25 protein-coding genes are annotated in these 24,438 nt (G+C 73.8%); 11 read left to right on the forward strand and 14 right to left on the reverse strand.

Features of this window, described 5'->3' with window-relative positions; translation table 11 throughout:
- Positions 1-9: 9 nt before the first annotated feature.
- The 3 genes from IE287_RS02565 to IE287_RS02575 are packed head-to-tail and all read right to left on the reverse strand — an operon-like array spanning position 10 to position 1,664.
- Positions 10-765: a TetR/AcrR family transcriptional regulator gene (locus tag IE287_RS02565; RefSeq protein WP_189847180.1), complete on the reverse strand. Its 756-nt coding sequence runs from the start codon at positions 763-765 to the stop codon at positions 10-12.
- A gap of 10 nt (positions 766-775) precedes the next feature.
- On the reverse strand, positions 776-1,216 hold the full coding sequence (locus tag IE287_RS02570; protein ID WP_189847181.1) for a thiol-disulfide oxidoreductase DCC family protein: 441 nt from the start codon (positions 1,214-1,216) through the stop codon (positions 776-778).
- A gap of 13 nt (positions 1,217-1,229) precedes the next feature.
- Positions 1,230-1,664 carry a hypothetical protein gene (locus IE287_RS02575; RefSeq protein ID WP_189847182.1) on the reverse strand — a complete coding sequence of 145 codons (435 nt, stop codon included), beginning with the start codon at positions 1,662-1,664 and terminating at the stop codon, positions 1,230-1,232.
- Between the two features lie 126 nt (positions 1,665-1,790).
- Here IE287_RS02575 and IE287_RS02580 point away from each other — a divergent pair, with 126 nt between their 5' ends.
- The gene (locus IE287_RS02580; protein WP_189847183.1) at positions 1,791-2,579 is read left to right on the forward strand and encodes an alpha/beta fold hydrolase; all 789 of its coding nucleotides are present in this window, start codon (positions 1,791-1,793) and stop codon (positions 2,577-2,579) included.
- Here IE287_RS02580 and IE287_RS39050 read toward each other — a convergent pair.
- Both IE287_RS39050 and IE287_RS02590 read right to left on the reverse strand, forming a co-directional pair.
- Positions 2,560-5,073, reverse strand: coding sequence for a DUF4132 domain-containing protein (locus tag IE287_RS39050; RefSeq protein ID WP_189847184.1), 2,514 nt, complete (start codon positions 5,071-5,073; stop codon positions 2,560-2,562). The two genes, IE287_RS02580 and IE287_RS39050, sit on opposite strands and share 20 nt — an antisense overlap.
- Positions 5,074-5,117: 44 nt before the next feature.
- Positions 5,118-6,332 carry an MFS transporter gene (locus IE287_RS02590; protein ID WP_189847185.1) on the reverse strand — a complete coding sequence of 405 codons (1,215 nt, stop codon included), beginning with the start codon at positions 6,330-6,332 and terminating at the stop codon, positions 5,118-5,120.
- Between the two features lie 86 nt (positions 6,333-6,418).
- On the opposite strand from IE287_RS02590, the gene IE287_RS02595 reads away from it, so the two are divergent.
- Complete coding sequence (locus tag IE287_RS02595) at positions 6,419-6,958, forward strand: MarR family winged helix-turn-helix transcriptional regulator (RefSeq protein WP_189847186.1); 540 nt, start codon at positions 6,419-6,421, stop codon at positions 6,956-6,958.
- 193 nt (positions 6,959-7,151) lie between these two features.
- Here the strand turns inward: IE287_RS02595 and IE287_RS02600 are convergent, their stop codons facing one another.
- From IE287_RS02600 to IE287_RS02620, 5 genes are all read right to left on the reverse strand, one after another.
- A complete protein-coding gene (locus IE287_RS02600; RefSeq protein WP_189847187.1) occupies positions 7,152-7,910 on the reverse strand; it encodes a succinate dehydrogenase iron-sulfur subunit in 759 nt (252 codons plus the stop codon).
- Positions 7,910-9,664 (reverse strand): succinate dehydrogenase flavoprotein subunit, encoded by a 1,755-nt coding sequence (sdhA, locus tag IE287_RS02605; protein WP_189847188.1) that lies wholly within the window; start codon positions 9,662-9,664, stop codon positions 7,910-7,912. The genes IE287_RS02600 and sdhA overlap by 1 nt, the downstream gene beginning before the upstream one ends.
- Before the next feature lie 24 nt (positions 9,665-9,688).
- Positions 9,689-10,162, reverse strand: coding sequence for a succinate dehydrogenase hydrophobic membrane anchor subunit (locus IE287_RS02610; RefSeq protein ID WP_189847189.1), 474 nt, complete (start codon positions 10,160-10,162; stop codon positions 9,689-9,691).
- Positions 10,163-10,170: 8 nt separating this feature from the next.
- On the reverse strand, positions 10,171-10,551 hold the full coding sequence (gene sdhC, locus IE287_RS02615) for a succinate dehydrogenase, cytochrome b556 subunit (RefSeq protein WP_015035721.1): 381 nt from the start codon (positions 10,549-10,551) through the stop codon (positions 10,171-10,173).
- 193 nt (positions 10,552-10,744) lie between these two features.
- Positions 10,745-11,359 carry a 2-oxo-4-hydroxy-4-carboxy-5-ureidoimidazoline decarboxylase gene (locus IE287_RS02620; protein WP_373307780.1) on the reverse strand — a complete coding sequence of 205 codons (615 nt, stop codon included), beginning with the start codon at positions 11,357-11,359 and terminating at the stop codon, positions 10,745-10,747.
- Positions 11,360-11,509: 150 nt separating this feature from the next.
- On the opposite strand from IE287_RS02620, the gene IE287_RS02625 reads away from it, so the two are divergent.
- The 3 genes from IE287_RS02625 to IE287_RS02635 all read left to right on the forward strand — a co-directional run bounded on the left by IE287_RS02625 (position 11,510) and on the right by IE287_RS02635 (position 14,471).
- Entirely contained in the window at positions 11,510-13,135 is a 1,626-nt protein-coding gene (locus IE287_RS02625) for a beta-N-acetylhexosaminidase (RefSeq protein WP_189847190.1), read from the forward strand.
- 106 nt (positions 13,136-13,241) lie between these two features.
- Entirely contained in the window at positions 13,242-13,874 is a 633-nt protein-coding gene (locus IE287_RS02630) for a DUF4328 domain-containing protein (protein WP_189847191.1), read from the forward strand.
- A gap of 66 nt (positions 13,875-13,940) precedes the next feature.
- Positions 13,941-14,471 carry a hypothetical protein gene (locus tag IE287_RS02635; RefSeq protein WP_189847192.1) on the forward strand — a complete coding sequence of 177 codons (531 nt, stop codon included), beginning with the start codon at positions 13,941-13,943 and terminating at the stop codon, positions 14,469-14,471.
- Positions 14,472-14,474: 3 nt separating this feature from the next.
- On the opposite strand, the gene IE287_RS02640 is transcribed toward IE287_RS02635, so the two are convergent.
- The gene (locus tag IE287_RS02640; protein ID WP_189847193.1) at positions 14,475-15,215 is read right to left on the reverse strand and encodes a Clp protease N-terminal domain-containing protein; all 741 of its coding nucleotides are present in this window, start codon (positions 15,213-15,215) and stop codon (positions 14,475-14,477) included.
- A gap of 440 nt (positions 15,216-15,655) precedes the next feature.
- Between IE287_RS02640 and IE287_RS02645 the strand changes: the two genes are divergently transcribed.
- Together IE287_RS02645 and IE287_RS02650 are read left to right on the forward strand one after the other, a co-directional pair.
- Positions 15,656-16,351 carry an RNA polymerase sigma factor gene (locus tag IE287_RS02645; protein ID WP_189847283.1) on the forward strand — a complete coding sequence of 232 codons (696 nt, stop codon included), beginning with the start codon at positions 15,656-15,658 and terminating at the stop codon, positions 16,349-16,351.
- Entirely contained in the window at positions 16,351-17,544 is a 1,194-nt protein-coding gene (locus IE287_RS02650; RefSeq protein ID WP_189847194.1) for a hypothetical protein, read from the forward strand. Before IE287_RS02645 ends, IE287_RS02650 begins: the two co-directional genes overlap by 1 nt.
- A 156-nt stretch (positions 17,545-17,700) precedes the next feature.
- Here the strand turns inward: IE287_RS02650 and IE287_RS02655 are convergent, their stop codons facing one another.
- Complete coding sequence (locus tag IE287_RS02655; RefSeq protein WP_373307781.1) at positions 17,701-18,321, reverse strand: L,D-transpeptidase family protein; 621 nt, start codon at positions 18,319-18,321, stop codon at positions 17,701-17,703.
- Between IE287_RS02655 and IE287_RS39370 the strand changes: the two genes are divergently transcribed.
- The 4 genes from IE287_RS39370 to IE287_RS02670 all read left to right on the forward strand — a co-directional run bounded on the left by IE287_RS39370 (position 18,320) and on the right by IE287_RS02670 (position 21,997).
- Complete coding sequence (locus IE287_RS39370) at positions 18,320-18,646, forward strand: hypothetical protein (RefSeq protein ID WP_373307782.1); 327 nt, start codon at positions 18,320-18,322, stop codon at positions 18,644-18,646. The two genes, IE287_RS02655 and IE287_RS39370, sit on opposite strands and share 2 nt — an antisense overlap.
- Before the next feature lie 169 nt (positions 18,647-18,815).
- Positions 18,816-20,396 carry an acyl-CoA mutase large subunit family protein gene (locus IE287_RS02660; protein WP_189847196.1) on the forward strand — a complete coding sequence of 527 codons (1,581 nt, stop codon included), beginning with the start codon at positions 18,816-18,818 and terminating at the stop codon, positions 20,394-20,396.
- Positions 20,397-20,459: 63 nt separating this feature from the next.
- Complete coding sequence (gene leuE / locus IE287_RS02665; RefSeq protein WP_189847197.1) at positions 20,460-21,116, forward strand: leucine efflux protein LeuE; 657 nt, start codon at positions 20,460-20,462, stop codon at positions 21,114-21,116.
- Positions 21,117-21,175: 59 nt separating this feature from the next.
- On the forward strand, positions 21,176-21,997 hold the full coding sequence (locus tag IE287_RS02670; protein WP_189847198.1) for a MerR family transcriptional regulator: 822 nt from the start codon (positions 21,176-21,178) through the stop codon (positions 21,995-21,997).
- A 49-nt stretch (positions 21,998-22,046) separates the two neighbouring features.
- On the opposite strand, the gene IE287_RS02675 is transcribed toward IE287_RS02670, so the two are convergent.
- Both IE287_RS02675 and IE287_RS02680 read right to left on the reverse strand, forming a co-directional pair.
- Entirely contained in the window at positions 22,047-23,372 is a 1,326-nt protein-coding gene (locus IE287_RS02675) for a polysialyltransferase family glycosyltransferase (protein ID WP_189847199.1), read from the reverse strand.
- Positions 23,369-24,400, reverse strand: a complete 1,032-nt coding sequence (locus IE287_RS02680; protein ID WP_189847200.1) for a glycosyltransferase family 2 protein — start codon at positions 24,398-24,400, stop codon at positions 23,369-23,371. Before IE287_RS02680 ends, IE287_RS02675 begins: the two co-directional genes overlap by 4 nt.
- Positions 24,401-24,438: the final 38 nt, after the last annotated feature.

Here is a 24,438-nt window from a genome sequence, read left to right on the forward strand (position 1 = left end):
CCGAGGCGCTCAGTTCTTCTTCGGGGCGGCCCTGCGGGGCCGCCCCGACGCCGCCATCCCGGCGGCCGTCGGCATGAAGTCCGCGAGCAGCTCGTGGGTCTCCTTGACCAGCGGGCGCAGGACGCGGAAGCGGGAGAGCGAGATCGCCCGCGCGGTCACCGGCGACAGCCGCTCCACGAGCCGCCGGCTGTTGGCGGCGCCCTCGGAGCGGTCGTAGACCCAGAAGAGGACCAGGCCCATCTGCTGGAGCCAGAGCAGCTGCGGCAGCGCCTCGGAGAGTTCGGGGTCGATCTTCACCGAGGCGCCGGAGATCACCCTGCGGTGCACCTCGATGGCCGCCTCGCGCGGTCCCTCCGACTCGGGGGAGAAGGGCGAGAGCGGGCTGTCCGGGTCGGCCGCGTTCTTGAAGAACTGCGCGGCGAACTCGTGGTACGGCTCCGCGATGTCGAGCCAGGCGAGCAGGACGCCCCGGATGCGGGCGACGAGTTCCTTCTCGCCGCCCTCCAGGACCGTCTCGACCGCCGCCTGGTGCTCCTCGGCGATCCGGTCGTAGAAGCCCTGGACCAGGTGCTCCTTGGAGGAGAAGTAGTAGTACGCGTTGCCGACGGAGACCCCGGCCTCCTGGGCGATGGCCCGCATCGTCGTCTTGTCGTAACCGCGCTCCCTGAACAGCCGGAGCGCGGTCTCGAGGATGAGCGTGCGGGTCTGCTCGCTCTTGGGGGCCTTCTTCTCGTCGGCCGGCTTCTCTTCCGTCACGTCCTTCACGGAGCCGAGCCTAACCGGGCGGACCGGGCATCTCGCAGTGTCCGTCCGCGCAGCCCCCGTCGGTCCGCCCCGGGCCCCCGCGGGCCTCGCGCCACCTCGCGGCGGTGAGGACGGCGGCCCGGGCGAGGGGCCGCCCGGCGGGGGTGGCGAGCCAGTGGGCCCGGGGCCGGTGCTCGGCCAGGGCCCAGAGGCAGACGATCCAGGCGGCCGAGGCGCGGTAGACCTGGCCCCGGTCCCCGACCACGGTGACCTCCCGCAGGGTGGCGTCGTGGTCGAGGTCCGGGAAGAGCCGCCGCGCGCGCTGCGAGCCGGCCGGGACGAGGTCGAGCGGGACGAGCTGCCGCTGGCGCAGCAGCCAGTGCCGGACGTGCACGCAGAGCGGGCAGTCGGCGTCGTACAGCACGGTGAGGCGTCCGACGGGGGTGCCCCGGTGGGCGGTCGCGGTCGTCACGGCCGGGTCCGGGTCAGGCCTGCGGCGCGGGCGGGGCCCACGGGCCGCTCCCGGGGGCGGTGGTCCAGCCCTGCGGGGCGACGGGCGGGGTCTGCTCGCGCTCCATGACGCCGCGGCGGCGGATCCTGTTGAGGACGTAGACGTTGCCGAGGTGCATCACGCCGAGGACGAGCAGGACGACGCCGAGCTTGACGGAGAGGGCCTCGAAGAGCGCCCGGGCGTCGAGGACGGCCGCGTCCTGGCCCAGGTAGAGGGCGACGAAGCCGAAGTTGACGAGGTAGAAGCCGACCACCAGGAGGTGGTTGACGGCGTCCGCGAGCTTCTCGTTCCCGTGCAGCACGTCGGAGAGGAAGATCCTCCCGTTGCGGCTGAGGGTGCGGGCGACCCAGACGGTCAGGGCCACGCTGATCAGCAGGTAGACGGTGTACGCGACGACAGTGAGGTCCATGCCCCACGCTCCCTTGAACGCGTTCAAATGCTGGCGGACACGACTGTAGACCCTCTTCTTGAACGCGTTCAAGTCGCTGGGGGAAAGGTGTGGCCCGGGAGGCCGGGGGCGTCTAGAGTCACGCGGGTGACGCTCTCCCACGACACGGCCGGAACCGGCCGCACCACGGTCGTCCTCCTGCACTCCGGGGTCTGCGACCGCCGGATGTGGGACGGGCAGTTCGAGGCCCTCGCCGAGGCCGGACACCACGTCGTCCGCTGCGACCTCCGGGGCTTCGGCGAGACCCCGGTCGACGCCCCGCACGTCCACGCCGACGACGTGCGCGACCTCCTCGACCACCTCGGCGTCGGACGGGCCGCGCTCGTCGGCTCCTCCTTCGGCGGCGAGGTCGCCCTGGAGTTCGCCGTCCGCCACCCCGGCCGGACCGCCGCGCTCGCCCTGCTCTGCGCCGCCGCCCCCGTCGAGCACGAGGCGGGACCCGCGCTCCGCGCCTTCCTCACGCGGGAGGACGCCCTCCTCGAAGCCGGCGACGTGGAGGCGGCCACCGAGCTCAACGTGGAGCTGTGGCTCGGTCCCGACGCCGGCGACGAGGCCCGCGCCTTCGTCCGCACCATGCAGCGCCGCGCCTTCGAGCTCCAGCTCGCCGCCCCCGAGGAGCACGGGCCCCGGCCCGCCGGCGTCACCGAGGACGACCTCCGGACCATCGGCGTGCCGGCCCTCGTCGTCACCGGCGCCCACGACCTCCCCGACTTCCGGGCCATCGGGGAGAGGATCGCCGCCCTCCTCCCCGCCGCCCGCCGCGTCACACTCGACTGGGCCGGCCACCTGCCCGCCCTGGAGCGCCCGCGGGAGACCCTGGACCTCCTCCTCGACCACCTCGCCGGGGCCGGCGCCCCTACCGCAGCCGGGCGGTGATCGCCGGGTCGGTGATCCGGTCGTCGGCGGCCAGCAGGAAGGCCTTCGACAGGATCACCGACAGCATCCCGCCGTCCTCCTCGAACGGCAGGAAGACCTTCCCCGCCTCCCGCGAACGGTCCACCACCACGCACAGGTACGTGTCCGAGGGCTCCCGCAGCACGTTCCCCGAGCCCAGGTGGATCCGGTACGTGCCCAGTTCCCCGCGCACCCGCAGGAACCGGTCCGTCAGCTCCACCCGGTCCGCGATCCGGGTCCGCGGCAGCAGCCGGGCCAGCGCCTCCCGCCGCACCCGCGCCCCCTCGGTCGGCTCCCCGAAGCCCCAGCGCGTCCAGTAGTCGCCGAAGCCCCGGTCCTCGCCCCGGTCCCGCCACCCGGGATCGGTCCCGACCGACGCCACCCCCACGAACAGGTCGACGTCCCGCAGCGCCTCCGACAGCACCCTCGGCGGCACCTCCTCCAGGGGAGCCGTCTCCCACGGGCCGCGCGGCCCCGCCGCGCCCGCCCGCCGCTCGAACCGCACCCGGTCCGTCGCGCACAGCTGGGCGGAGCCGTCCGACACCGCCCCCGCGTCCACCAGGTCCACGAGGAACCGGGCCCGCCACCGCGTCCCCTCCGCCGCCGGCAGCTCGCCCGGCGCGGGCAGCTCCTTCACCATCTCGGCGGCGTCGCCGTCGGAGAAGTACCCCAGGTGCCTCCCCGCCCAGCCCCGGCCCGTCATCAGCGCCCGCGCCTGCCCGTACCGCAGCACGTGCCCCGCGAAGCGGTTCGAGTACGAGGCGGTCTCCCGCTCCACCGGCGTCAGCGGGTACACCTCCCGGAACACCTGCTTGAACGGCTGCCGCCGCTCCCGGTCGAGCAGCTCCGCCCGCCACCGGGCGACCTCCCCGTCACCGGCCCCCAGCGGATGCCACAGCCGCAGCCGGTCGCCGCCCCCCACCGCCCGCGCGGTGCCGTCCGCGCCCGTGAGCACCCAGCCGCCCCCCGACCGCTCCGGCAGCCCCGCCGTCCAGCCCCCGCCCCCGGGTCCGTCCCCGCTTCCGTCCCGGACCTCCCAGACCAGCGCCCGCGCCACCGCCCCCGTCACCGGGTGGTCCGCGTAGTACCGCAGCCAGTCCGCGGCCGGCCAGGTCGTGCCCGCCGCCAGGTGCCCCTCCAGGCGCGCCCGCTCCTCCGACAGCAGCGCCGACAGCTTCCGCAGCCCGGCCTTGACCTCCTTCAGCTCCTCGGCGCGGGCCTCCCGCACCTCCTTCGGCGCGGTCTTCAGGAGCCTCCCCTCCGGGCCCCGGAAGGAGAGCAGGGCCGTGCCCGGCTCCCGTACCGCCAGCTCCGCGGTGTACGCCCCCAGCGCCACCCCGCACAGCCCGCGCGCGTCGAGCCCGAGCGCCGGCACGGCCCGCTCCCGCAGCATCGACGCGGTCATCCCGGCCCGCGCGGCGACCGCCTCCGTGGCCCGCGCGATCCCCTTGGCCACCGTCCGGTTGACCACCCGTCCCGGCAGCCGGCCCAGCTCCGCCACGGCCTCCTCGGCCCGGTCCACGGGCCACTCCCCGAGCACCGCGACGGCGGCCGTCGCGATCGACTGGCTCCGGCACATCCCCCCGGACCCGCCGATCCCCGTCCCCGCGTGCCGTGCCACCGCCCCCACGAGCGGCAGCGCCCACGCCTCCCGGAGGCCCTGCGCGGCCCACAGCAGGCCCCGCACGAGGGAGGTGTTGGCGGCGCTCGCCAGGGTGGGGACCCCCATCCCGACGGGGTCGGGGTCGTTCACCCGGTGCTCGCCCTGCGCGGCGATCCCCTCCAGCAGCCGCCGCACCACCTCCGCGCCGCCCTCCGCCCCCGCGAGGAGCGCGGCGCACTCCTTCCGCCAGGCCCGGGTCGCCCGGGGCCGGTCCATCAGCGCGCAGTGCGCCAGCAGCGCCGCGACCCCGGGCCCCGCCAGCGCCTCCCGGTGCGCGGCCCGCATCGCCCGGCCGTAGTCGTCGAACCCGTCCAGGACGTGACGGGGCAGCAGATCCGGGTCCACCCGGGCCTCGCGCTCCAGCAGGGCGTCCATCCGGTCGCGGAGCCCGACGAACCCCTCCCGGCCGTACCCGCGCGGGGAGCCGGCGACGCGGCGCAGGGCCCGGACGTGGGTCCGCGAGAAGTCGCCCGCCTGCGCGCAGGCCGCCAGCGCGAGCGGCACCAGGACGGTGAAGCGCGCGTCGAGCTCGTGCGGGGCGACCTCGGCCGCGCCGCCCTGGAGCCGGCACAGCAGCAGGTCCGCCTCGGCGGGCGACCAGCCGAGGCTCCGGCGCGCCAGGGCGGCGAGGGCGGCGGCCACCGGCTCCCCGGCGCCCCGGCGGCAGGCACGCAGGTGCAGGGCGAGCGCGGCCTCCCGCAGCTCCGGTGCCTCCCGTGCGTCCAGCAAGTCCCGCAGCGCCTCCGGCCCCTCGGCCGCCGCCCGTGCCACCGCCTCGCCCGGCCCGGTCGCCGGGCCCGTGATCCCCACCATGCCGACCACGGTAGAGGGCCGTGCCGACAACCCGCCCGCAGGGCTCAGCGCAGCCTGCGCACCCCCGGCACCAGCGCCGTCGCCAGGCAGCAGCCGCCGACCAGGACGGCCGCCACGACCAGCGGCACGCCCGGCCCCCAGGCCTCGGCGGCGAGCGGCGCCAGGGCGTAGCCGAGGGGCATCGCGGCGAAGGAGAGCAGCCAGTCGTACGAGACCACCCGGGCCAGCACCTGCTCGGGCACCGCGCGCTGGACGACGGTGTCCCAGACGGGCGTGAGGACGCCGAGGCCGGCCTGCGCGAGCCCGTACGCGCCGATCACGAGCCACCCGGGCGCCTGGGCGGCGAGCAGCAGCAGCGGCAGCGCGTAGCTCGCGAGGGCGAGGTTGGCGGTGAGGACCGGCCGGGAGGGCTTCAGCCGGTCGGCCGCGATCGAGCCGGCCAGCAGCCCCACCGCGCCGACCTGGAGCATCAGCACCCAGGCGCCCGCCCCGCCGAGCCGGTCGACGGCGATGGCGGGGCCGAGGGTCATGAGCACGGCGGCGGCGCCGTTCCACGCGCTGTGCGCGACGAGGCTGGTCCAGTACCAGTCGCGGGACCTGACCTCCCGCCAGCCCTCGCGCAGGTCGGCGACGACCGACCGGCGGGGGACCGGCACCCGCTCGACCCGCAGGACGGAGAGCAGCGCGGCGCTGACGGCGAAGGAGACGGCGTCGAGGACGAAGGCCCAGCCGGGGCCGACGGTGAGGACGAGGGCGCCGGCGAGGGCGGGCCCGCCCACCCGGGTGGCGCTGTAGGCGATCCCCATGGCGGCGTTGGCGCGGTGCAGGGACTCCTCGGCGACGGTCCCGCGCACCAGCGGGGAGCCGGTCGGCGCGGCGAAGGCCCCGGCGGCGCCGCCGGCGGCCGAGGCGGCGGCGATCAGCCACAGGGTGGGGCTGCCGCCCAGGAGCTGGAGGCCGACGAGGAGCTGGGCGGCGCACCGGACGAGGTCCATGGCGAGGGCGATGGTGCGGGCGTCGAACCGGTCGGCGAGCACGCCGCCGACCGGGAGCAGCAGCAGCTTCGGCACCATCGCGCAGGCGAGGACGAGGGCGAGCGCGCCGGTGGAGCCGGTGGCCTCCAGGACGGCGAGGGCCAGCGCGGCGGGGACGACGGCGTCGCCGGTGAGCGAGAGCACCCGGCCGGCGAACAGGAGCCGGAAGGGGCGGGTGCGCAGGGGATGGAGGGCGGCGGGCGGCGCTCCGGTGGCGGGGATCATGCGCGCAGGTTATTTCGTTGCCGAATAATTCGGCAACGAAATATTCGTGCCGGATCGGTCCGTGCCCCCGCACGTACGATCACCCCATGAATCAGCCGGACCCCGCAGCGCCCCGGGAACAGGACTGGACCGACGGACACGTGGCCCGCTGGCAGCCCTTCCTGCCCGAACTCGACCCCGTCGTCGAAGGCGCGGTCACCCGGATGAAGAAGCTCTCCGTCCACCTGCGGCGGGTCCGGGAGCAGTCCCTCCTCGACTTCGACCTCGAACGCCACGAGTTCGACACCCTCCACAAGCTGGCCGGCCGCGGCGGCTCCGCCGCCCCCTCCGAGCTGGCCCAGGACCTCGACCTGGCCCCCGCCTCGGTCACCGGCCGCCTCGACGCCCTGGAGCGGCGCGGCTTCGTCCGCCGCACCCCCTCCACCACCGACCGCCGCCGCGTCGTCGTCGAGCTCACCGACGCCGGCCGCACCACCTGGCTCGGCGCCATGGACGTCCTCGGGCACGAGGAGGAACGCCTCCTCGGCGTCCTCGCCCCCGCCGAGCGGACGGCCCTGAACGACCTCCTGCGCCGGATCATGCTCGCCGCCGAGGAGGACCCCTCCCTCCCGCACTGGCACGGCTGACCCGCTGTCGGCGGCGCTCCCTGTCCCCGGCGCCGTGGCCACGGTCGCCTTCGTCGACGGGACGGCCCCGGGCGCCCGCGGCGCCCTCGCCCCCTCGTACTCGTCCCCCCGGCCGGCGGCTGACGCCCCGTCCGCACGTGCGAAGGCCCCGCCTCCCGGAGGGGAGACGGGGCCTTCGGCGCACGCGGGAAGGTCAGAAGCGACGCGTGATCAGCGCGCGCTTCACTTCCTGGATCGCCTTGGTGATCTCGATGCCACGCGGGCAGGCGTCCGTGCAGTTGAACGTGGTGCGGCAGCGCCACACGCCGTCCTTGTCGTTCAGGATCTCCAGGCGCTGCTCGCCGCCCTCGTCGCGCGAGTCGAAGATGAAGCGGTGCGCGTTGACGATCGCGGCCGGACCGAAGTACTGGCCGTCGTTCCAGAAGACCGGGCAGGACGACGTGCACGCGGCGCACAGGATGCACTTGGTGGTGTCGTCGAAGCGCTCGCGGTCCTCGGGGGACTGCTTGCGCTCGCGGGTCGGCTCGTTCCCCTTGGTGATGAGGAAGGGCATGACGTCGCGGTACGCCTGGAAGAAGGGCTCCATGTCGACCACGAGGTCCTTCAGCACCGTGAGGCCCTTGATGGGCTCGACGGTGATCGGCTTCTCGGGGTTCAGGTCCTTGATCAGCGTCTTGCAGGCGAGCCTGTTCTTGCCGTTGATCCGCATGGCGTCGGAACCGCAGATGCCGTGCGCGCAGGAGCGACGGAAGGTCAGCGTGCCGTCCAGGTCCCACTTGATCTTGTGGAGACCGTCGAGCACGCGCTCCTTCGGGTCGATCTCGACCTGGAAGTCCTCCCAGACCACCGCGTCCGAGACCTCGGGGTTGAAGCGGCGGATCCGGAAGGTGACCGTGATGTACGGGGAGGCGGCGGACTCCGCCTCGACCTTGTCCAGAACGGGGGTGGCCATCAGTACTTACGCTCCATCGGCTGGTAGCGGGTCGTCACGACCGGCTTGTAGTCGAGACGCACGGTCTCGGAGCCGTCCTCGCCGACCTCGCGGTACGCCATCGTGTGGCGCATGAAGTTGACGTCGTCGCGGTTCGGGTAGTCCTCGCGGTAGTGACCGCCGCGGGACTCCTTGCGCGCCAGGGCCGAGACGGCCATGACCTCGGCCAGTTCGAGCAGGTTGCCCAGCTCGACGGCCTCCAGGAGGTCGGTGTTGAAGCGCTTGCCCTTGTCCTGGATGGACACGTTCTTGTAGCGCTCGCGCAGCTCGGCGATCTTCTCGACGGCCGTCTTGATGGTCTGCTCCGTGCGGAACACCATCACGTTGGCGTCCATCGTCTCCTGGAGCTCGCGGCGCAGGTCGGCGACCCGCTCGGAGCCCGTGGAGTTGCGCAGGTTCTCGATCTGCGCGACGACCAGCGACTCCGGGTTCTCCGGCAGCTCGACGTAGTCGTGCTGGTGGGAGTACTCGGCGGCGGCGATGCCCGCGCGGCGCCCGAAGACGTTGATGTCGAGCAGCGAGTTGGTGCCGAGGCGGTTGGCGCCGTGCACCGACACGCAGGCGACCTCGCCGGCCGCGTACAGGCCCGGGACGACGGTGGTGTTGTCCGACAGGACCTCACCCTCGACGTTGGTCGGGATGCCGCCCATGGCGTAGTGCGCGGTGGGCTGGATCGGGATCGGGTCCGTGTACGGCTCGATGCCGAGGTACGTACGGGCGAACTCGGTGATGTCCGGGAGCTTGGCGTCGAGCTGCTCCGGCGGGAGGTGCGTCAGGTCCAGGTAGACGTGGTCGCCCTCGGGACCGCAGCCGCGGCCCTCGCGGATCTCCGTGTAGATGGAGCGGGAGACGACGTCACGGGACGCGAGGTCCTTCATGACCGGCGCGTACTTCTCCATGAAGCGCTCGCCGTCCTTGTTGCGGAGGATGCCGCCCTCACCGCGGGCGCCCTCCGTCAGCAGGATGCCCATGCGCCAGATGCCCGTCGGGTGGAACTGGAAGAACTCCATGTCCTCCAGGGGCAGGCCGCGGCGGTAGCAGGCGGCCTGGCCGTCACCGGTCAGGGTGTGGGCGTTCGACGTCACCTTGAAGAACTTGCCGGTGCCGCCGGAGGCGTAGACCACGGCCTTCGCCTGGAAGATGTGGATCTCGCCGGTGGCCAGCTCGTACGCGACGACGCCGGCGGACTTCTTGACGCCGTCGACCTCGACGATGAGCTGGTCCAGGACGTAGAACTCGTTGAAGAACTCCACGCCCTCCTTGATGCAGTTCTGGTACAGCGTCTGGAGGATCATGTGGCCGGTGCGGTCGCCCGAGTAGCAGGCGCGGCGGACCGGGGCCTCGCCGTGGTTGCGGGAGTGACCGCCGAACCGGCGCTGGTCGATGTCGCCGTTGGGCGTACGGCCGAAGGGCAGGCCCATCTTCTCCAGGTCGAGGACGGCGTCGATGGCCTCCTTCGCCAGGATCTCGGCGGCGTCCTGGTCGACCAGGTAGTCACCGCCCTTGACCGTGTCGAAGGTGTGCCACTCCCAGTTGTCCTCCTCCACGTTGGCCAGCGCGGCGGCCATGCCGCCCTGCGCGGCGCCCGTGTGGGAGCGGGTGGGGTAGAGCTTCGTCAGCACGGCGGTGCGGCTGCGCTTCGTCGCCTCGATGGCGGCGCGCATGCCGGCGCCGCCGGCGCCGACGATGACGGTGTCGTACTTGTGGATCTTCATTGGGTGGTTACCTCAGCCCCGTGCCTAGCGGATGTTCGGGTCGAAGGTGAAGATCACCAGCGTGCCCAGAAGGATGGTGAACACCGTGGCGGTGTACAGCAGGCCCTTGAGCCACAGGCGCGTGTTGGGGCGCTCCGCGTAGTCGTTGATGACGGTACGGAGGCCGTTGGCGCCGTGCAGCATGGCGAGCCACAGCATCAGCAGGTCCCAGACCTGCCAGAACGGGGACGCCCAGCGGCCGGCCACGAAGGCGAAGCCGATCTTGGAGACGCCGCCGTCCAGGAAGAGCTGGATCAGCAGGTGGCCGAGGACGAGGACCACGAGGACGACGCCCGAGAGGCGCATGAAGAGCCACGCGGCCATCTCGAAGTTGCCGCGGGTCGCGCGCGGGGTCCTGCCCGTGCGCTTGCGGGGCGCCTCGATGTAGGGGGCGGGGTTGTCCACGTCGTAGGCAGGGCCCTCGACGGGACCGATCGCGGAAGTGGTGTCAGCGGACATGTCTGGCGTCAGCTCCCGAACAGTTCACGTGCGGCGTGGCCGAGGACGGGGTACAGGGAGCCCGCCATCAGCACGACCCAGATGCCCACGACGGTCCAGAGCATCTGCTTCTGGTAGCGCGGGCCCTTGGACCAGAAGTCCACGGCGATGACACGGAGACCGTTCAGCGCGTGGAAGAGGATGGCGGCGACAAGGCCGTACTCCAGCAGAGCGACGATCGGCGTCTTGTAGGTCGCGACGACCTCGTCGTACGCCTCGGGGGAGACGCGGACGAGAGCGGTGTCCAGCACGTGTACGAACAGGAAGAAGAAGATGAGGACGCCGGTGACTCGATGAGCCACCCAGGACCACATTCCTTCCCGGCCGCGGTACAGCGTTCCAGCCGGCACGGAAAAACCCTCCGGGAGCGGGGATCGGGGCCCGGCCGGCTTCTCTGTCGGTCTGGCCCGGCCGGGTACGGTCCACCGGCCCCGGTCATCGTAGCGACGACTTGTCGGTTCGCTCGCGCGGGGTCCGTCAGTGTGATCAAACAGGCACGGACGGGCTATCGTCCAGGGCCGAATCGGCCCCTTCCGGGCGGAATCACAGGTCCGTGCGGGGGAAGGTGAGCCCCCGGGCGAGCGCGAGGACGAGTCGCGAGCGGGCCAGCCGGCGCAGTTCGTCCGCCGCGACGACCCGTTCCTCCTCCGGTTCGTTGCCGAGACGTGACCGGATCCCGGCCAGCACGGCGTCCAGCCGCTCGCCCGGCCGCACCCCGTCCAGGCTGATGACGAAGGCGTGGCCGAAGCGGCTCTCGTACGCGGCGTGCGCGGCGCGCAGCGCGGTCCGGGCGGCCGGCGGCGCGCCCGGGTGCGCCGGCGCGGAGGACTCGGCGGCCAGCGCCTCGTCCAGATCGGCGCCGGTCAGGTCGTATCCGGCCTCCTCGGCGGCGGCCAGCAGGGCGTCCACCGTGGGGTAGGGCCGGTGCGCGGCGATCCGCTCGGCCCAGCGGCGGCTGTGGCAGCAGGAGAGCAGCAGCTCGACCGCCTCGGCGGGGTCCGCCGCGTCGAGGAGCAGCAGGCCGTGCGGGGTGCCGGCGTATTTCTGGGCGGGTATGGCAGGCGCGTCCGCCGGACCCGGCTTGCGGCAGGGGGCGTGGGTGTCGCTGGTCAGCGTGGGCTCCGGGACGGCGGGGCGAGAGGGGTTGACGTGACGCAACGTTATCGACGGGACGGGGGAAGTGTCCGACGGGTGCGCGAATTTCACTCGGAAGGAAGAGTTTGGGAACGTGTGATGGACGTGAAGGTTCCGTTCCGTCCTGGGGCGGACGACTGGCCGGTCCGACGGGGGTGCGGGAGGATGCGAGGGATGCGGTACTCCCCACGGGGCCCCCTGCGCGGCCCGGCGCTCCTGGCGGCCGCGGTGGCCCTGACCACCGTCGCGGCCTGTTCGAGCGGTGCCCCCTCCGGTGCGGGTTCCCCCTCTCCGGCCCCTTCCGCCACGGGCACGGCCGCCCCGGCGCCCGTCACGACGAGCCCGTCGCCCACCCCCACGCCCACCCGGACGTACCCGCTCTCCGCGGCGCCCCGCACCGTCCCCGCCGTCCGCTCCCACGAGCCGGCCCGCGGCCCCGGCTGGAAGCCCGGTCCGCGCGCCGGGGTCGTCCTCGGCGCGGACAGCGCGGGCCTCGCCGACGAGGGCCGGCTGATAGCCGAGGAGCTGGGCCTGCGCTACCGGGGCGAGGCCGCCGCGGGCCCCGGCGACGTCGAGCTCGCGCTCGGCGCGAAGGGCGCCCCCGAGTCGTACACGCTCACCGTGGAGGACGGCCGGGTCCGGATCGCCGGCCCCGACGAGGCCGGGGTCTTCTACGGCACCCGCACCCTCAAGCAGTCGGTGAGGGGGAGCGGGGCGATGCCCGAGGGCACGGTCGCCGACCGGCCGGCCAAGCCGCAGCGCGGACTCAACGTCGACATCGCCCGCAAGCACTTCACGGCCGCCTGGCTGGAGGACCGCGTCCGGGAGATGGGCGACCTCAAGCTCAACCAGCTCGGCCTGCACTTCTCCGACGACCAGGGCTTCCGGATCGAGTCGGACTCGCACCCCGAGGTCGTCTCCGAGCAGCACCTCACCAAGGCGGAGGTCCGCCGGATCCTGGCGCTCGCCGCGAGCCGGCACGTCACCGTCGTCCCCGAGATCGACTCGCCGGGCCACCTCGGCGCGGTCATCGCCGCCCACCCGGACCTCCAGCTGGTCAGCGCGACCGGCCGCACCCCGCGCGGCGCCGTCGACATCTCCGACCCGGACTCCGCCCGGATCGTCGACGACCTGCTCCGCGAGTACACCGCCCTCTTCCCCGGTGCCTACTGGCACCTGGGCGCCGACGAGTACGTGGCGCTGATGGCGAAGGACCCCGAGGCCAGCTATCCGCAGCTCGCGCGGGCGGCCCGGGAGGCGTACGGGCCCTCCGGCCGGGTCCAGGACCTGGCCACCGGCTGGCTCAACGACCGGGCGGCCACCGTCCGCCCGACCGGCAAGACCCTCAAGGCCTGGAACGACGGCTTCTTCGCCGGCGGCGTGGTGAGCGCGGCGAAGGACATCGAGGTCGAGTACTGGACCGGCAAGGAGTACGGCGCCCGGCCCCCGCTCCCGTACCTCCGGGCGGGCCGCGCGCTGGTCAACCTCAACGACGAGTACCTCTACTACGTGCTCGGCGAGCCCAACGACTTCACCTACCCGACCGGCCGCCGCATCTACGAGCAGTGGACCCCGCTGGTCGTCCGCGGCACCACCCCGGTGCCGGCCCGCTACGACGCGCAGATCCTCGGCGGCCGGCTCGCCGTCTGGTGCGACTTCGCGAACGCCCAGACCCAGGCCCAGGTCGCGGCCGGCATCCGCCTTCCGCTCGAAGCCCTCGCCCAGAAGGTGTGGGACCCCCGCAAACCCGCGCGGAGCTGGTCCGACTTCCGCGCCCTGGCGGCGAAGGTGCGCGACTGAGCTGCGGTTTCTCCCTGGACGGAATGGTTCCGCCTGGCATAGGTTCCGGCCCGGCCCCTGGGGGAGGGGCACGTTCCGATCACTCGTGTCCCTGGGGGGAACCTTCATGCTGCGCAATCCCAACGGCCTGGCGAACGCCGTCACGGTCCTGCTGGGCGTCGACGTCGTCCTGCTCGTGCTGAGCGCCTTCACCGAGGCGTGGATCCTGGCCGACCCGTCGGCCGCCGCCGAGGCGGTGCTCTCCGTCGAGTCCGGCCTGGGCCTGCTGGCGGTCGCCGCCGCCTGCGCGATCCTCGCGACCGCCGTCGTCTTCGTCGTCTGGTTCCACCGGGTCCGGCGGAACGCCGGGGTCTTCGCCCCCGACACCCAGACCCGCACGCCGGGCTGGGCCGTCGGCGCCTGGTTCATCCCGTTCGCCAACCTGTGGATCCCGCGCCAGATCGCCGTGGAGGTCTGGCGGGCCTCCCGGCAGGACCCGTACGCCGCCGACGGCGCCCGGGAGCTGACGGTGCTCAACGCCTGGTGGACGTGTTTCGTGGCGGGGCTGGTGCTGGACCGCCTCTCCGGCACGCTCTACGACCGGGCCGAGACGCTGGACGCGCTGGCCACCGCCGCCGCCTGGTCGGTGGCCGGGTGCGTCTTCGCCGCCGCCGCCGGAGTCCTCGCCATCCTGTTCGTCCGCCGTCTGACCTCTATGCAGCACGCCAAGGCCACTGGCATGCTTTCGGCCGCCAAGTGACGAGATAGCGCCTGTCGGCGCAGAAGTGGACGTAGAGCGTCCGCATCGGGTGGCGAGGAGGCGTCCATGACGTCGAGTACGGGTCGGAGTCTGGTGGAACTGATCGACGGGACCGGCGACCGCGGCCTCGCCGCCGCCGGGCTCGCCTGCCTGGACCGGTGCCTGCCGCTGCTCGCGCCCGAGCGCGCCGAGGTGCTGCGGCCGGTGTGGGCGGCGGTCGCCCGTGCGGACGCCGCCGCCTGGGGCGAGGCCGTCGCCAAGGCCCGGGTCGAACTGGACGGCGCCGGAGGCGCGGCCGCCGGGGACGGCGGGGCCGTCGCCCTGGTCCGCTCGATGCTCGACGGGCTCCCCGCCGAATGGGCCGGGGAGCCCCTGCGGGCCTGGGCCGGCGCGTGCTCGGCCGTGGCCCTCGCCGTGCACCGGCTGTACGACGTGACCGAGGACGGTCCGCTCCACGCCGGCGAGCTCCGCCGGCAGCTGGCCGTCCTGGAGGCGGTCGCCCACGGCCCGACCGGACTGCGCCGGGTCCGTGAGCTCTCCGTCGAGGGCGGCCGGGTGCTGCGCGCGGTGGTCTCCCGCCGCGCCAGGACCGCCTGAGCCTCAGTCCTCCGAGGGCGCCCCGACCGTGGCGGAGGAGATCAGCTCGGTGAGCTGCCGCTCCGCCACCGCCTTCTCCAGGCCGAGGCCGCTGAGCGCGCCCTCGCCGTCCTCGTGCTCCAGGAGCGCGAGGAGGATGTGCTCGGTGCCGACGTAGTTGTGCCCGAGCCGCAGCGCCTCGCGGAAGGTCAGTTCGAGCACCTTCTTGGCGGCCGCGTCGTACGGGAGGAGCGCCGGCACCTCCTCGGCGGCCGGCGGCAGCGTCGGCGTGACGGCCTCGCGCAGCTGTTCGGCGGTGACGCCCTGCGAGGTGATCCACAGGACGGCGAGCCCCTCGGGCTCGGCGAGCAGGCCGAGGGCGAGGTGGCCGGGGACGGTCTCCGCGTTCCGCGCGGCGATCGCCTCGTTCTGCGCGGCGACGACGACCGCGCGGGCGCGCGGGGTGAAGCGGGCGAAGCCGGCGTTCGGGTCCATCTTCTCGGCGTCGGGGTCCTTGGGGACGAAGCGCTTCTGGGCGGCCTGGCGGGTCACGCCCATGCTGCGGCCGATGTCGGTCCAGGAGGCGCCGGAGCGGCGGGCCTGGTCGACGAAGTGGCCGATGAGGTGGTCGGCGATCTCGCCGAGGTAGTCCGCCGCGATGACCGCGCCGGAGAGCTGCTCCAGCGTGCCCGGGTGGACCTTCTTGATCGCTTCGATGAGTTCGTCGAGACGGATGCTGATCTGCGGAACCGCGGGATGCGTCATGAGGCAACCTTAGGTTGACAGTCCTCGACTGTCAACGGCCGGTTGACAGTCGCCCCGGAGACTCTTTCGGGTGATGCGTCCTATGGCATGAAAGTGGGAGGAATCGGGCGTGCGGGGTGGGGGAGCGCCCCGGAAAAGGGAGACGACCGGGGCCGCCACCCCCCACAGGAGAGGCCCCGGTCGTCGTCCACGGAGCCGCAGCACGGCTCCGTACTCCCTACAGCGCCGAGGGTGCGGTTTCTGTCACACCATCACCCCGCCGGCCGCGCGGAACGAAGGTTGCAAGTTGTACAAGGTGGGCCGACCCGCGTGGACGGGACGCCCGGACTCGACGTAGCGTGCTGGAGCGCGAGGCGGACTCGGCGGCGATGACCGGCCCCGACGACGCGAGCGAAGCGCTGACGCGCGCGCAGGACGCGAACGACGGACAGGGTTTGGGAGTGCTGGGGGACGACGCGGAGCTGACGGCCGCGGTGCTCGCTGCGCAGGACGGGGACGAGGACGCCTTCCGTACTGTGTACCGCGCCGTGCACCCCCGTCTGCTGGGCTACATGCGCACGCTGGTCGGCGAGGCCGACGCCGAGGACGTCACCTCGGAGTCCTGGCTCCAGATCGCCCGCGACCTCGACCGCTTCAGCGGGGACGCGGACCGCTTCCGCGGCTGGGCCGCCCGGATCGCCCGCAACCGCGCCCTCGACCACATCCGGATGCGCGGCCGCCGGCCCGCCTCCGGCGGCGACGAGACCGAGCTGACCGACGAGCCCGCCGACTCCGACACCGCGGGCGAGGCCCTGGAGGCCCTGGCCACCGGCGACACCCTCCGCCTCATCGCCCGCCTCCCGCAGGACCAGGCCGAGGCCGTCGTGCTGCGCGTCGTCGTCGGCCTCGACGCCAAGAGCGCCGCCGAGGCCCTCGGCAAGCGCCCCGGCGCCGTCCGCACCGCCGCCCACCGCGGCCTGAAGAAGCTCGCCGAACTCCTCGGCGTCGACGGCACCACCGGCACGGAGCCGGGCGAGGAGCCCGCCGAGGGCGGCCGGCCCCTCGACGGCGTGCCGCCCCAACGCGGCCGGAACCCGGGGTTCATAGCCCCCGGCGGTGTGACGCATTGGCGTCCGCGTACGCAGAAGGACATGTGATGGCCGACGAGCGGTACCAGTGGCTCGACCCGGAGGCCGCGGAGCGGCTGCTCCGAGGCGAGCCCGTCGACCCCTCGGCCCGCACCGCGGCCGCCGCGCTCGCCGCCGCCCTCGAAGCGGCCCGCGCCTCCGCCGCCCCCGCCCCCGGCACCCCGCTCGCCGGGGAGGAGGCCGCGCTCGCCGCCTTCCGCGCCGCCACCGCCGCCCGCGCCGCCTCCGCCCCCGGCACCACCGCCCCGGCCGACCTCGGAAAGGTGCGGCTCGTCCGCGCCGCCTCCGCCGCCGGCCGCCCGTGGGGGCGCTCCCTGCGGTACGGGCTGGCCGCCGCGCTCGCCGCCGTCACCGTCGGCGGGGTCGCCGTCGCCGCCGGGACCGGAGTGCTCCCGCTCGTCGACAAGGAGCCGTCCCGCACGGTCACCGCCGCCGAGACCGCCACCCCGCCCGACCCGCGCGAACCGACCTCCGGGATCGAACGGCACCCGGAGCCCCTCCGCAGCCCCGGCCCCGGCACCCCCGCGCCCGGCGCGAGCCCCACCGGCGGACCGGACGGGACCACCGCGGCCCCCCGGCCCCGCGCCACCCCCTCCGCGGGGGACCGCACCGGCGCGCGCGGCACCACCCCCTCGGCCAGGGCCCGCCCGTCCGGCGGCGAGGCCCGGCTCACGGCCTGCCGCGAGTACCGCACCGGCCGACTCGACGCGGCGGGCCGCCAGCGGCTCTCGGGCGCCCTGCGCGCCGGCGAGACCCTGAGGGCCTACTGCGACGAACTCCTCGCCACCGGCGCGGAGGGGAACGATTCGGCCGGCTCCGGAAACGGCGCCGGCGACGACCGCAAGGGCGACGGGACCAAGGACGGCTCCCAGGACGACTCCAAGGACGACGGCTCCAAGGACGACGACCCCCGGGGCGACGACCGCGGGCGCGACCGCGACGACGGCCGCGGAGGCGACGGCTCCCGGGACGGCGCCGGCCCCGCCGGTGACGGCCGCGAGCGGTCCGACGCCCTGAACAGCTCCGTCCCCGCCCCCGCCGACTCCCGCCGCGGGCCCGGCCGCGGCGCCCCGGGACCGAAGGACCGCCCCCGGGCGAAGGCCGGCACGCGGACCGGCACGACCCCCCTCGCCGGCACCGCCCGCACCGCCGTCGCGGCCCTCGCGCTCTGCCCGACGGGAGCCCCCGCACCGGGGGTGTGACACTTTTCGGGCCGCCGGCGCTGTACGGAGTGAGCCGACTGGTCATCGGCCGCGCAGCGAGCCGGGGTTCCCCCCGTACCTACGGCTCCGCGCACCCGGCGCGGGTGGGACACGTTCCCCCGGTCCCACCCGCGCCCCTTCTCCCCGCTCCGTCCGTCACCAGTGGACGACGACCTTGTCGCCGACCTTCACCTGGTCGAAGAGGGCCGAGATCTTCGCCCGGTCCCGGACGTTGACGCAGCCGTGCGAGGCCCCGGCGTAGCCGCGCGCCGCGAAGTCCGCCGAGTAGTGCACCGCCTGGCCGCCGCTGAAGAACATCGCGTACGGCATGGGCGTGTGGTAGATCGTCGACGTCCACTTCCTCGCCTTCCAGCCCACGGCGAAGGTGCCCTCGCGGGTCGGGGTGTTCTCCGAACCGAAGCGCACGTCCATCGACGACACCACCCGCCCGTCGACCATCCAGGCCAGCGTCCGGCTCTCCTTGCTGATGCAGAGCACCCGGCCGGTCATGCAGCGCGCGTCCGGGGTGTCCAGCTTGTTGGTGGTGGACGGCTTCAGCTCGTCCGCCGTCGGCTTCTTCGTCACGGCGAGCAGCCGCTGCCAGGTCGTCGCGTCCACCACACCCGTGCCGGGCAGGCCGCGCATCTTCTGGAAGGCCGTCACCGCCTTCCCCGTGATCGTGCCGTAGAAGCCGGTCGGCGCCCGGTCGAAGTGGTCCAGCTGGCGCAGCCGCGCCTGGAGCTCCCGCACCTGCTCGTTCTCGTCCCCGTCCTTCATGAGCGCCTTCGCGGAGGGCGCCGGCGTGGCGGAGGAGGGGGACGGCGAGGAGTCCGGCGCCGAGGCCGAGGGGGACGGCGGCTTCCCGTCCGACCCCGGCGAGGCCGGCCCGCCGGTCTCCGGCGTCGCCCCGGTCGCCGGCGCCGTCGCCGGCGCCGTCGCCGGCGTCTTCGGCCTCCCGCTCCCGGACCCCCCTCCGGACCCCGCCGTTCCCTCGGCGCAGCCGGTGGCGACGAGCGCGACGGCGGCCGCGGCGAGAACGGCCCTGCGTATGGCGGTGGAACGCTTCATGGTGTGCCCCCCGTGGAAAGAACTGTGCCCCTAGGGATGCTTTCCGCCCGCCCGCGGTTGCGCGGGTGCGCGAGCGAGCGCCCATGCTGTGAAAAAGGTCCCAGCGTGCTGCTCTCCACCGGGTCGCACGCCCGCCGCTACAGTCCGTCGCGAGGGTCGGTACCGCCGAGTAGCGGCAGCAGGTCAATCGGGAGGCACAAGCAATGGCGCGCGAGTCGGAGTCGGGACTGCCCATCGAGCCGGTCTACGGCCCGGAGGCCCTGGAGGGCTGGGATCCGTCCGAGAAGCTGGGTGCGCCGGGCGCGTACCCCTTCACACGCGGCGTGTACCCGTCGATGTACACGGGCCGCCCGTGGACGATGCGGCAGTACGCCGGCTTCGGCACGGCCGTGGAGTCGAACGCCCGCTACAAGCAGCTCATCGCCAACGGCACGATGGGCCTGTCGGTCGCCTTCGACCTGCCCACCCAGATGGGCCACGACTCGGACTCGGCGATCGCCGGCGGCGAGGTCGGCAAGGTCGGCGTCGCGATCGACTCGGTCGACGACATGCGGGTCCTGTTCGACGGCATCCCGCTCGACAAGGTCTCCACGTCGATGACGATCAACGCCCCCGCCTCCCTGCTGCTGCTGATGTACCAGCTCGTCGGCGAGGAGCAGGGCGTACCGGCCGACAGGCTGACCGGCACGATCCAGAACGACGTGCTGAAGGAGTACATCGCCCGCGGCACGTACATCTTCCCGCCGAAGCCCTCGCTGCGGCTGATCGCGGACATCTTCAAGTACTGCCGGGCCGAGATCCCGAAGTGGAACACGATCTCGATCTCCGGCTACCACATGGCCGAGGCCGGCGCCTCGCCCGCGCAGGAGATCGCCTTCACCCTCGCCGACGGCATCGAGTACGTCCGCACCGCCGTCGCCGCCGGCATGGACGTCGACGACTTCGCCCCCCGGCTCTCCTTCTTCTTCGTCGCCCGCACGACGATCCTGGAGGAGGTGGCGAAGTTCCGCGCCGCCCGCCGGATCTGGGCGCGCGTGATGAAGGAGGAGTTCGGCGCCGAGAACCCCAAGTCGCTGATGCTCCGCTTCCACACCCAGACCGCGGGCGTGCAGCTGACCGCCCAGCAGCCCGAGGTCAACCTGGTCCGCGTCGCCGTCCAGGGCCTCGCGGCCGTCCTCGGCGGCACCCAGTCCCTGCACACCAACTCCTTCGACGAGGCCATCGCCCTCCCCACCGACAAGTCCGCCCGCCTCGCCCTGCGCACCCAGCAGGTCCTCGCGTACGAGACCGACGTCACCGCCACCGTCGACCCCTTCGCGGGCTCCTACGTCGTCGAGAGGATGACCGACGAGGTGGAGGCCGCCGCGCTGGAGCTGATGGCCAAGGTGGAGGAGCTGGGCGGCGCGGTCGACGCCATCGAGCGCGGCTTCCAGAAGAGCGAGATCGAGCGCTCCGCCTACCGCATCGCGCAGGAGACCGACTCCGGCGAGCGGGTCGTCGTCGGCGTCAACCGCTACACGATCGACGTCGAGGAGCCCTACGAGCCGCTGCGCGTCGACCCGGCGATCGAGGCCCAGCAGGCCGAGCGCCTCGCCCGGCTCCGCGCCGAGCGCGACCAGCCGGCCGTCGACGCCGCCCTCGCCGCCCTGAAGAAGGCGGCCGAGGGCACCGACAACGTCCTCTACCCCATGAAGGAGGCCCTCAGGGCCCGGGCCACCGTCGGCGAGGTCTGCGACGCCCTGCGCGAGGTGTGGGGCACCTACGTCCCCAGCGACGTCTTCTGACCCACTCGTCCCCGTAGACGCAGCTCACAGCGGAGTGTCGTGCACCTGTGCGACACTCCGCCCATGCTGGGTGTCACCGATCTGCCGACCTATCTCGCCGGGCTCGTCCTCATCATCCTCCTCCCGGGGCCGAACTCGCTCTACGTGCTGTCCGTCGCCGCCCGCAAGGGCACCAGGACGGGGTACAAGGCCGCCGCCGGCGTCTTCACCGGCGACACGATCCTGATGACCCTGGCCGCCCTCGGCGCGGCCTCCCTCCTCCAGACCACCCCGCTCCTCTTCACCGTCGTGAAGTACGCGGGCGCCGGCTACCTGGCCTGGATGGCGTACGGGATGCTCCGCGCCGCCCTCGACATGTGGCGCTCCCGCCGCGAACCCGCCGGCGCCGGGACCGAGTCGCCCGAGAGCGGCTCCACCGAGCACCCGTACCGCCGGGCCCTCGTCATCAGCCTCTTCAACCCGAAGGCGATCCTCTTCCTGATCTCCTTCTTCGTGCAGTTCGTGGACCCCTCCTACGCCTACCCGGCGCTCTCCTTCCTGGTCCTCGGCACCCTCCTCCAGCTCGGCAGCTTCCTCTACCTGACGACGCTCATCTTCAGCGGCACCCGCCTCGCCGCCGCCTTCCGCCGCCGCAAGCGCCTCTCCGCCGGAGCCACCTCCGCCGCCGGCGCCCTCTTCCTCGGCTTCGCCGTCAAACTCTCCCTGAGCAGCGCCGCCTGACGCCGCGGCCCCGCCCGCTTGACCCTCACACGGTGTGAGGCCGTTCCGTAGGGGGCGTCATGTTCACCATCGGAGACTTCGCCCGGCACGGGCGGGTGTCGGTCCGGATGCTGCGTCACTACGACGCGATCGGACTGCTGCGCCCGGCCCACGTCGACCCGCACAGCGGGTACCGCCGCTACACGGCGGACCAGCTCGCGCGGCTCAACCGCGTCATCGCGCTGAAGGACCTCGGCTTCACCCTGGAACAGGTGGGGGCCATCCTCGGCGACGAGATCGGCGCGGAGGAGCTGCGCGGGATGCTGCGACTGCGCCGGGCCGAGCTCGAGGCCGCGCTGGAGGAGACGCGGACGCGGCTCGCCCAGGTCGGTGCGAGGCTCCGAGCCATCGAGAGCGAGGGACGCATGTCCACTCAGGACGTCGTCGTCAAGAACATCCCCGCCGTGCGCGTCGCCGAGCTGAGCGCGGTCGCCGCCGGCTTCGGCCCGCACGACATCGGGCCCGTCATCGGCCCGCTCTACGACGAGCTGTGCGGCCGGCTGGAGGCCGCCGGGGTCACCGGCTTCGGCCCCGGGCTCGCGTACTACGAGGACGCGGGCCGGGGGGACGGCTCGGTGCTCGTGCACGCCGCGATGACCGTGGCCGAGGGGACGGCCGCGGAGGGCGTCCTGGTGCACGTGCTGCCCGGGATCGAGGAGGCGGCGACCATCGTGCACCGCGGCTCGATGGACGACATCCTGCCGACGGCGCAGAACCTGGCCCGGTGGATCGACACCAACGGGTACAAGCCGAGCGGCTACGCCCGGGAGCTCTACCTGGAGTGCCCGGAGGACCGCTCGCGCTGGGTGACCGAGATCCAGGAGGCCATCACCCGCCCGTGACCGCGCGGGCCCGGGACCCCCGCACGGGTCCCGGGCCGGCCGCGGACGCCTACTTCCGCAGGGCTTTGCGCAGGCGCAGGGCCCTGCGGGCCAGCCGGCGGACCTTCGGGTGCCGGGGGACGGGAAGGCCGCCCGGGAGGTCCAGGATGGTGAGCCGGCGCCGGTTGAAGTGGTGCCGGGTGCGCTCGGCGTGCGGCCCGGACAGGTGGCGTACCGCCGCCTCGCGCAGGTCGGCCCTTATGTTCGGCTGCATCGCGAAGCCGACCGCGGCGACCAGGTCGTCGAGGCGGGCCGGGTCCGTCACCGGCTCCTCGTCCTCCGGTCCGGGCGTCAGCGGCGGGACGACCGCGTCGACGACGGTCAGCGGGATCCGGTTGCTGTTCTGGAAGGGGGTGAGCCTCCGCAGCAGCTCCCGGGTGCCGACCCGGGCGACCGGCAGGCCGTAGAAGGTGCGGGCGGTCATGAGCGCCGTCGAGAAGCAGCCGACGACGAGGGAGGGCCGCAGCTCGCGGTAGAGCACCTCGGCGAGCACCGGGCGGGTCTCGACCGAGAGCGCGGCGCCGAGCCGCGCCGCCTCCTCGGCCAGCGACGCCGTCCAGGAGTCGGGGGCGGTGGGGTGCGGCTTGAAGACGAGCCGCCGGTGGCCGCGGGCGACCGCGCCCCGCACCATGTCCAGGTGCAGCTCCTCCTCCTCGGCGGCGGTCATCAGGTTCAGCGCCGCCAGGTACTGGCCGAGGAGCAGCGCGGGGCCCTCGGCACCGCCGGCCGGGGCGTCCGCGCCGGCCAGTTCGGCGACGGCCGCGGTGAAGGCGGCCACGGGCACGGTCTCCGGGACCGTGCCGAACTCGCCGAGCAGCAGCGGCCGCAGCCCCGGCACCAGGTCGAGGTGGAGGAGGCGGGCGACGCGGCCGCCGATCAGCGGGTCGATCTTGTTGCGGGTCGGCCCGTAGCTCATCAGCCCGTCGGCGTAGACGGTGATCGAGGCCTCCGGGAGGAGGGTGGCGACGGCGAGCGCGGGGGTGACCTGGATGGACTCCAGGACCAGCTCGACCCGGTCGTCGCCGAGTCCCCACAGCCGGTGGAGGTGGCGCTGGAGCATCGGCACGTCCTGGCCGCGCGGGGTCCAGCCGCCGGGGTGGAGCGGGGAGATGGTCTCGTTCCACGACAGCACCTCGTCGAAGCGGTCGCGGATCCGGGCGAAGCCCTCGGAGGTGTCGAAGGACGGGGTGGTCTCCGGGACGGGCGCGTTGTCGGTGACGAGGAGGATCCGGCGGTCGGCACCGTCGAAGCACCCGCTGTCCAGGGCGGCGGCCAGGGTGACCGCGCCGTAGAGGGTGGAGGCGGCGAAGATCTGGGTCGTACGGTTCCCGTTCACGCGGCCGCCTCCGAGGGGGCCGTGCCGGCCGCCGGGCCCCGGCCGCCCGGCGGGGCCGGCGGCGGCGGTGCGGGGCGGCGGCGGCGCAGCCTGCGCAGGACGGCGGCCCGGTCGCCGCCCATCGCGGTCAGCGCCTCGTCGAGGACGTCCTGCGGCATCCGGCGCAGCGCGCCCGCGCTCATCGCCTTCAGCTGCCGGGCCACCTCGGGTTCGAACTTCTCGATGGAGCCGATGTGATGGGCGATCACCGCGCAATAGGTGCGGACGGCCTTCGGCAGAAAGCGGTCCGCCTCCCGGTCCCCGGCCGTCTCCTGGACGACCTGGTCGAATGCGCGGATGAAATCCAATTGCCGGACGTCGCCGATCTGGGTGAGCGAGGTCGCCACTCCGCGCCGGTAGAAGACGCCGAGTTCGCCTATCGCGGCGAAGGATTTCGCCTCGCGGTGCAGCCGCCAGATCCACGGCCGGTCCTCGGCGGTGCGCAGACCGTGCGGAAAGTGCAGCAGGCCCCGGTCGAGGAGCCGGCGGTGGTAGATCCCGGCCCAGGCGAAGGGGTAGTCGACGGAGGTCGTGCGGTGGGAGGGGAGGATCGCCTCGCGCGGGTCGAGGACCTCGGACCGGCGCGGGACGGGCACCCGGCGGACCGAGCGGGCGCGGCCGGTGACCGAGGTGTGGTCGGTGCGCAGGAAGTCGCAGCCGAGTCCTTCGGCGGCGGCGACCAGGCGTCCGTAGTAGCCGGGGGAGAGCCAGTCGTCCCCGTCCAGGAAGGTGAGGAACTCGCCGCGGGCCGCGTCCAGGCCGGTGTTGCGGGCGGTCGCCAGGCCCTCGTTCCGCTCGTGCCGGATCAGGACGGCGCCGGGCAGCGCGCGCGCGGCGCGTTCGAGGATGTCCGGGGTGTCGTCCGACGAGCAGTCGTCGACGAGGAGGAACTCGAAGTCGTCGCGGGCGTTGGCGCGCAGACTGGCGAGGGTGTCGGGGGCGTATGTCTGCACGTTGAAGAACGGCACGACGACGGAGAGCTTGACCACGGGGCCGACGCTAGGCGCCGCCCCGGCCGCTCCGCCGA

The organism is Streptomyces omiyaensis, from assembly GCF_014650895.1.
GTDB lineage: Bacteria > Actinomycetota > Actinomycetes > Streptomycetales > Streptomycetaceae > Streptomyces > Streptomyces omiyaensis.

What these genes read in the sequence shown, in the direction of transcription:
- IE287_RS02595 (WP_189847186.1), top strand. Translation starts at nt 6,419, where the DNA reads ATGAATCAGCCGGACCCCGCAGCGCCCCGGGAACAGGACTGGACCGAC.
- IE287_RS02590 (WP_189847185.1), bottom strand. Translation starts at nt 6,332, where the DNA reads ATGATCCCCGCCACCGGAGCGCCGCCCGCCGCCCTCCATCCCCTGCGC.
- IE287_RS39050 (WP_189847184.1), bottom strand. Translation starts at nt 5,073, where the DNA reads ATGGTGGGGATCACGGGCCCGGCGACCGGGCCGGGCGAGGCGGTGGCA.
- IE287_RS02610 (WP_189847189.1), bottom strand. Translation starts at nt 10,162, where the DNA reads ATGTCCGCTGACACCACTTCCGCGATCGGTCCCGTCGAGGGCCCTGCC.
- IE287_RS02670 (WP_189847198.1), top strand. Translation starts at nt 21,176, where the DNA reads ATGTTCACCATCGGAGACTTCGCCCGGCACGGGCGGGTGTCGGTCCGG.
- IE287_RS02655 (WP_373307781.1), bottom strand. Translation starts at nt 18,321, where the DNA reads ATGAAGGACGGGGACGAGAACGAGCAGGTGCGGGAGCTCCAGGCGCGG.
- IE287_RS02625 (WP_189847190.1), top strand. Translation starts at nt 11,510, where the DNA reads ATGCGGTACTCCCCACGGGGCCCCCTGCGCGGCCCGGCGCTCCTGGCG.
- IE287_RS02630 (WP_189847191.1), top strand. Translation starts at nt 13,242, where the DNA reads ATGCTGCGCAATCCCAACGGCCTGGCGAACGCCGTCACGGTCCTGCTG.
- IE287_RS02575 (WP_189847182.1), bottom strand. Translation starts at nt 1,664, where the DNA reads ATGGACCTCACTGTCGTCGCGTACACCGTCTACCTGCTGATCAGCGTG.
- IE287_RS02650 (WP_189847194.1), top strand. Translation starts at nt 16,351, where the DNA reads ATGGCCGACGAGCGGTACCAGTGGCTCGACCCGGAGGCCGCGGAGCGG.
- IE287_RS39370 (WP_373307782.1), top strand. Translation starts at nt 18,320, where the DNA reads ATGAGCGCCTTCGCGGAGGGCGCCGGCGTGGCGGAGGAGGGGGACGGC.
- sdhA (WP_189847188.1), bottom strand. Translation starts at nt 9,664, where the DNA reads ATGAAGATCCACAAGTACGACACCGTCATCGTCGGCGCCGGCGGCGCC.
- leuE (WP_189847197.1), top strand. Translation starts at nt 20,460, where the DNA reads ATGCTGGGTGTCACCGATCTGCCGACCTATCTCGCCGGGCTCGTCCTC.
- IE287_RS02600 (WP_189847187.1), bottom strand. Translation starts at nt 7,910, where the DNA reads ATGGCCACCCCCGTTCTGGACAAGGTCGAGGCGGAGTCCGCCGCCTCC.
- IE287_RS02635 (WP_189847192.1), top strand. Translation starts at nt 13,941, where the DNA reads ATGACGTCGAGTACGGGTCGGAGTCTGGTGGAACTGATCGACGGGACC.
- IE287_RS02640 (WP_189847193.1), bottom strand. Translation starts at nt 15,215, where the DNA reads ATGACGCATCCCGCGGTTCCGCAGATCAGCATCCGTCTCGACGAACTC.
- IE287_RS02660 (WP_189847196.1), top strand. Translation starts at nt 18,816, where the DNA reads ATGGCGCGCGAGTCGGAGTCGGGACTGCCCATCGAGCCGGTCTACGGC.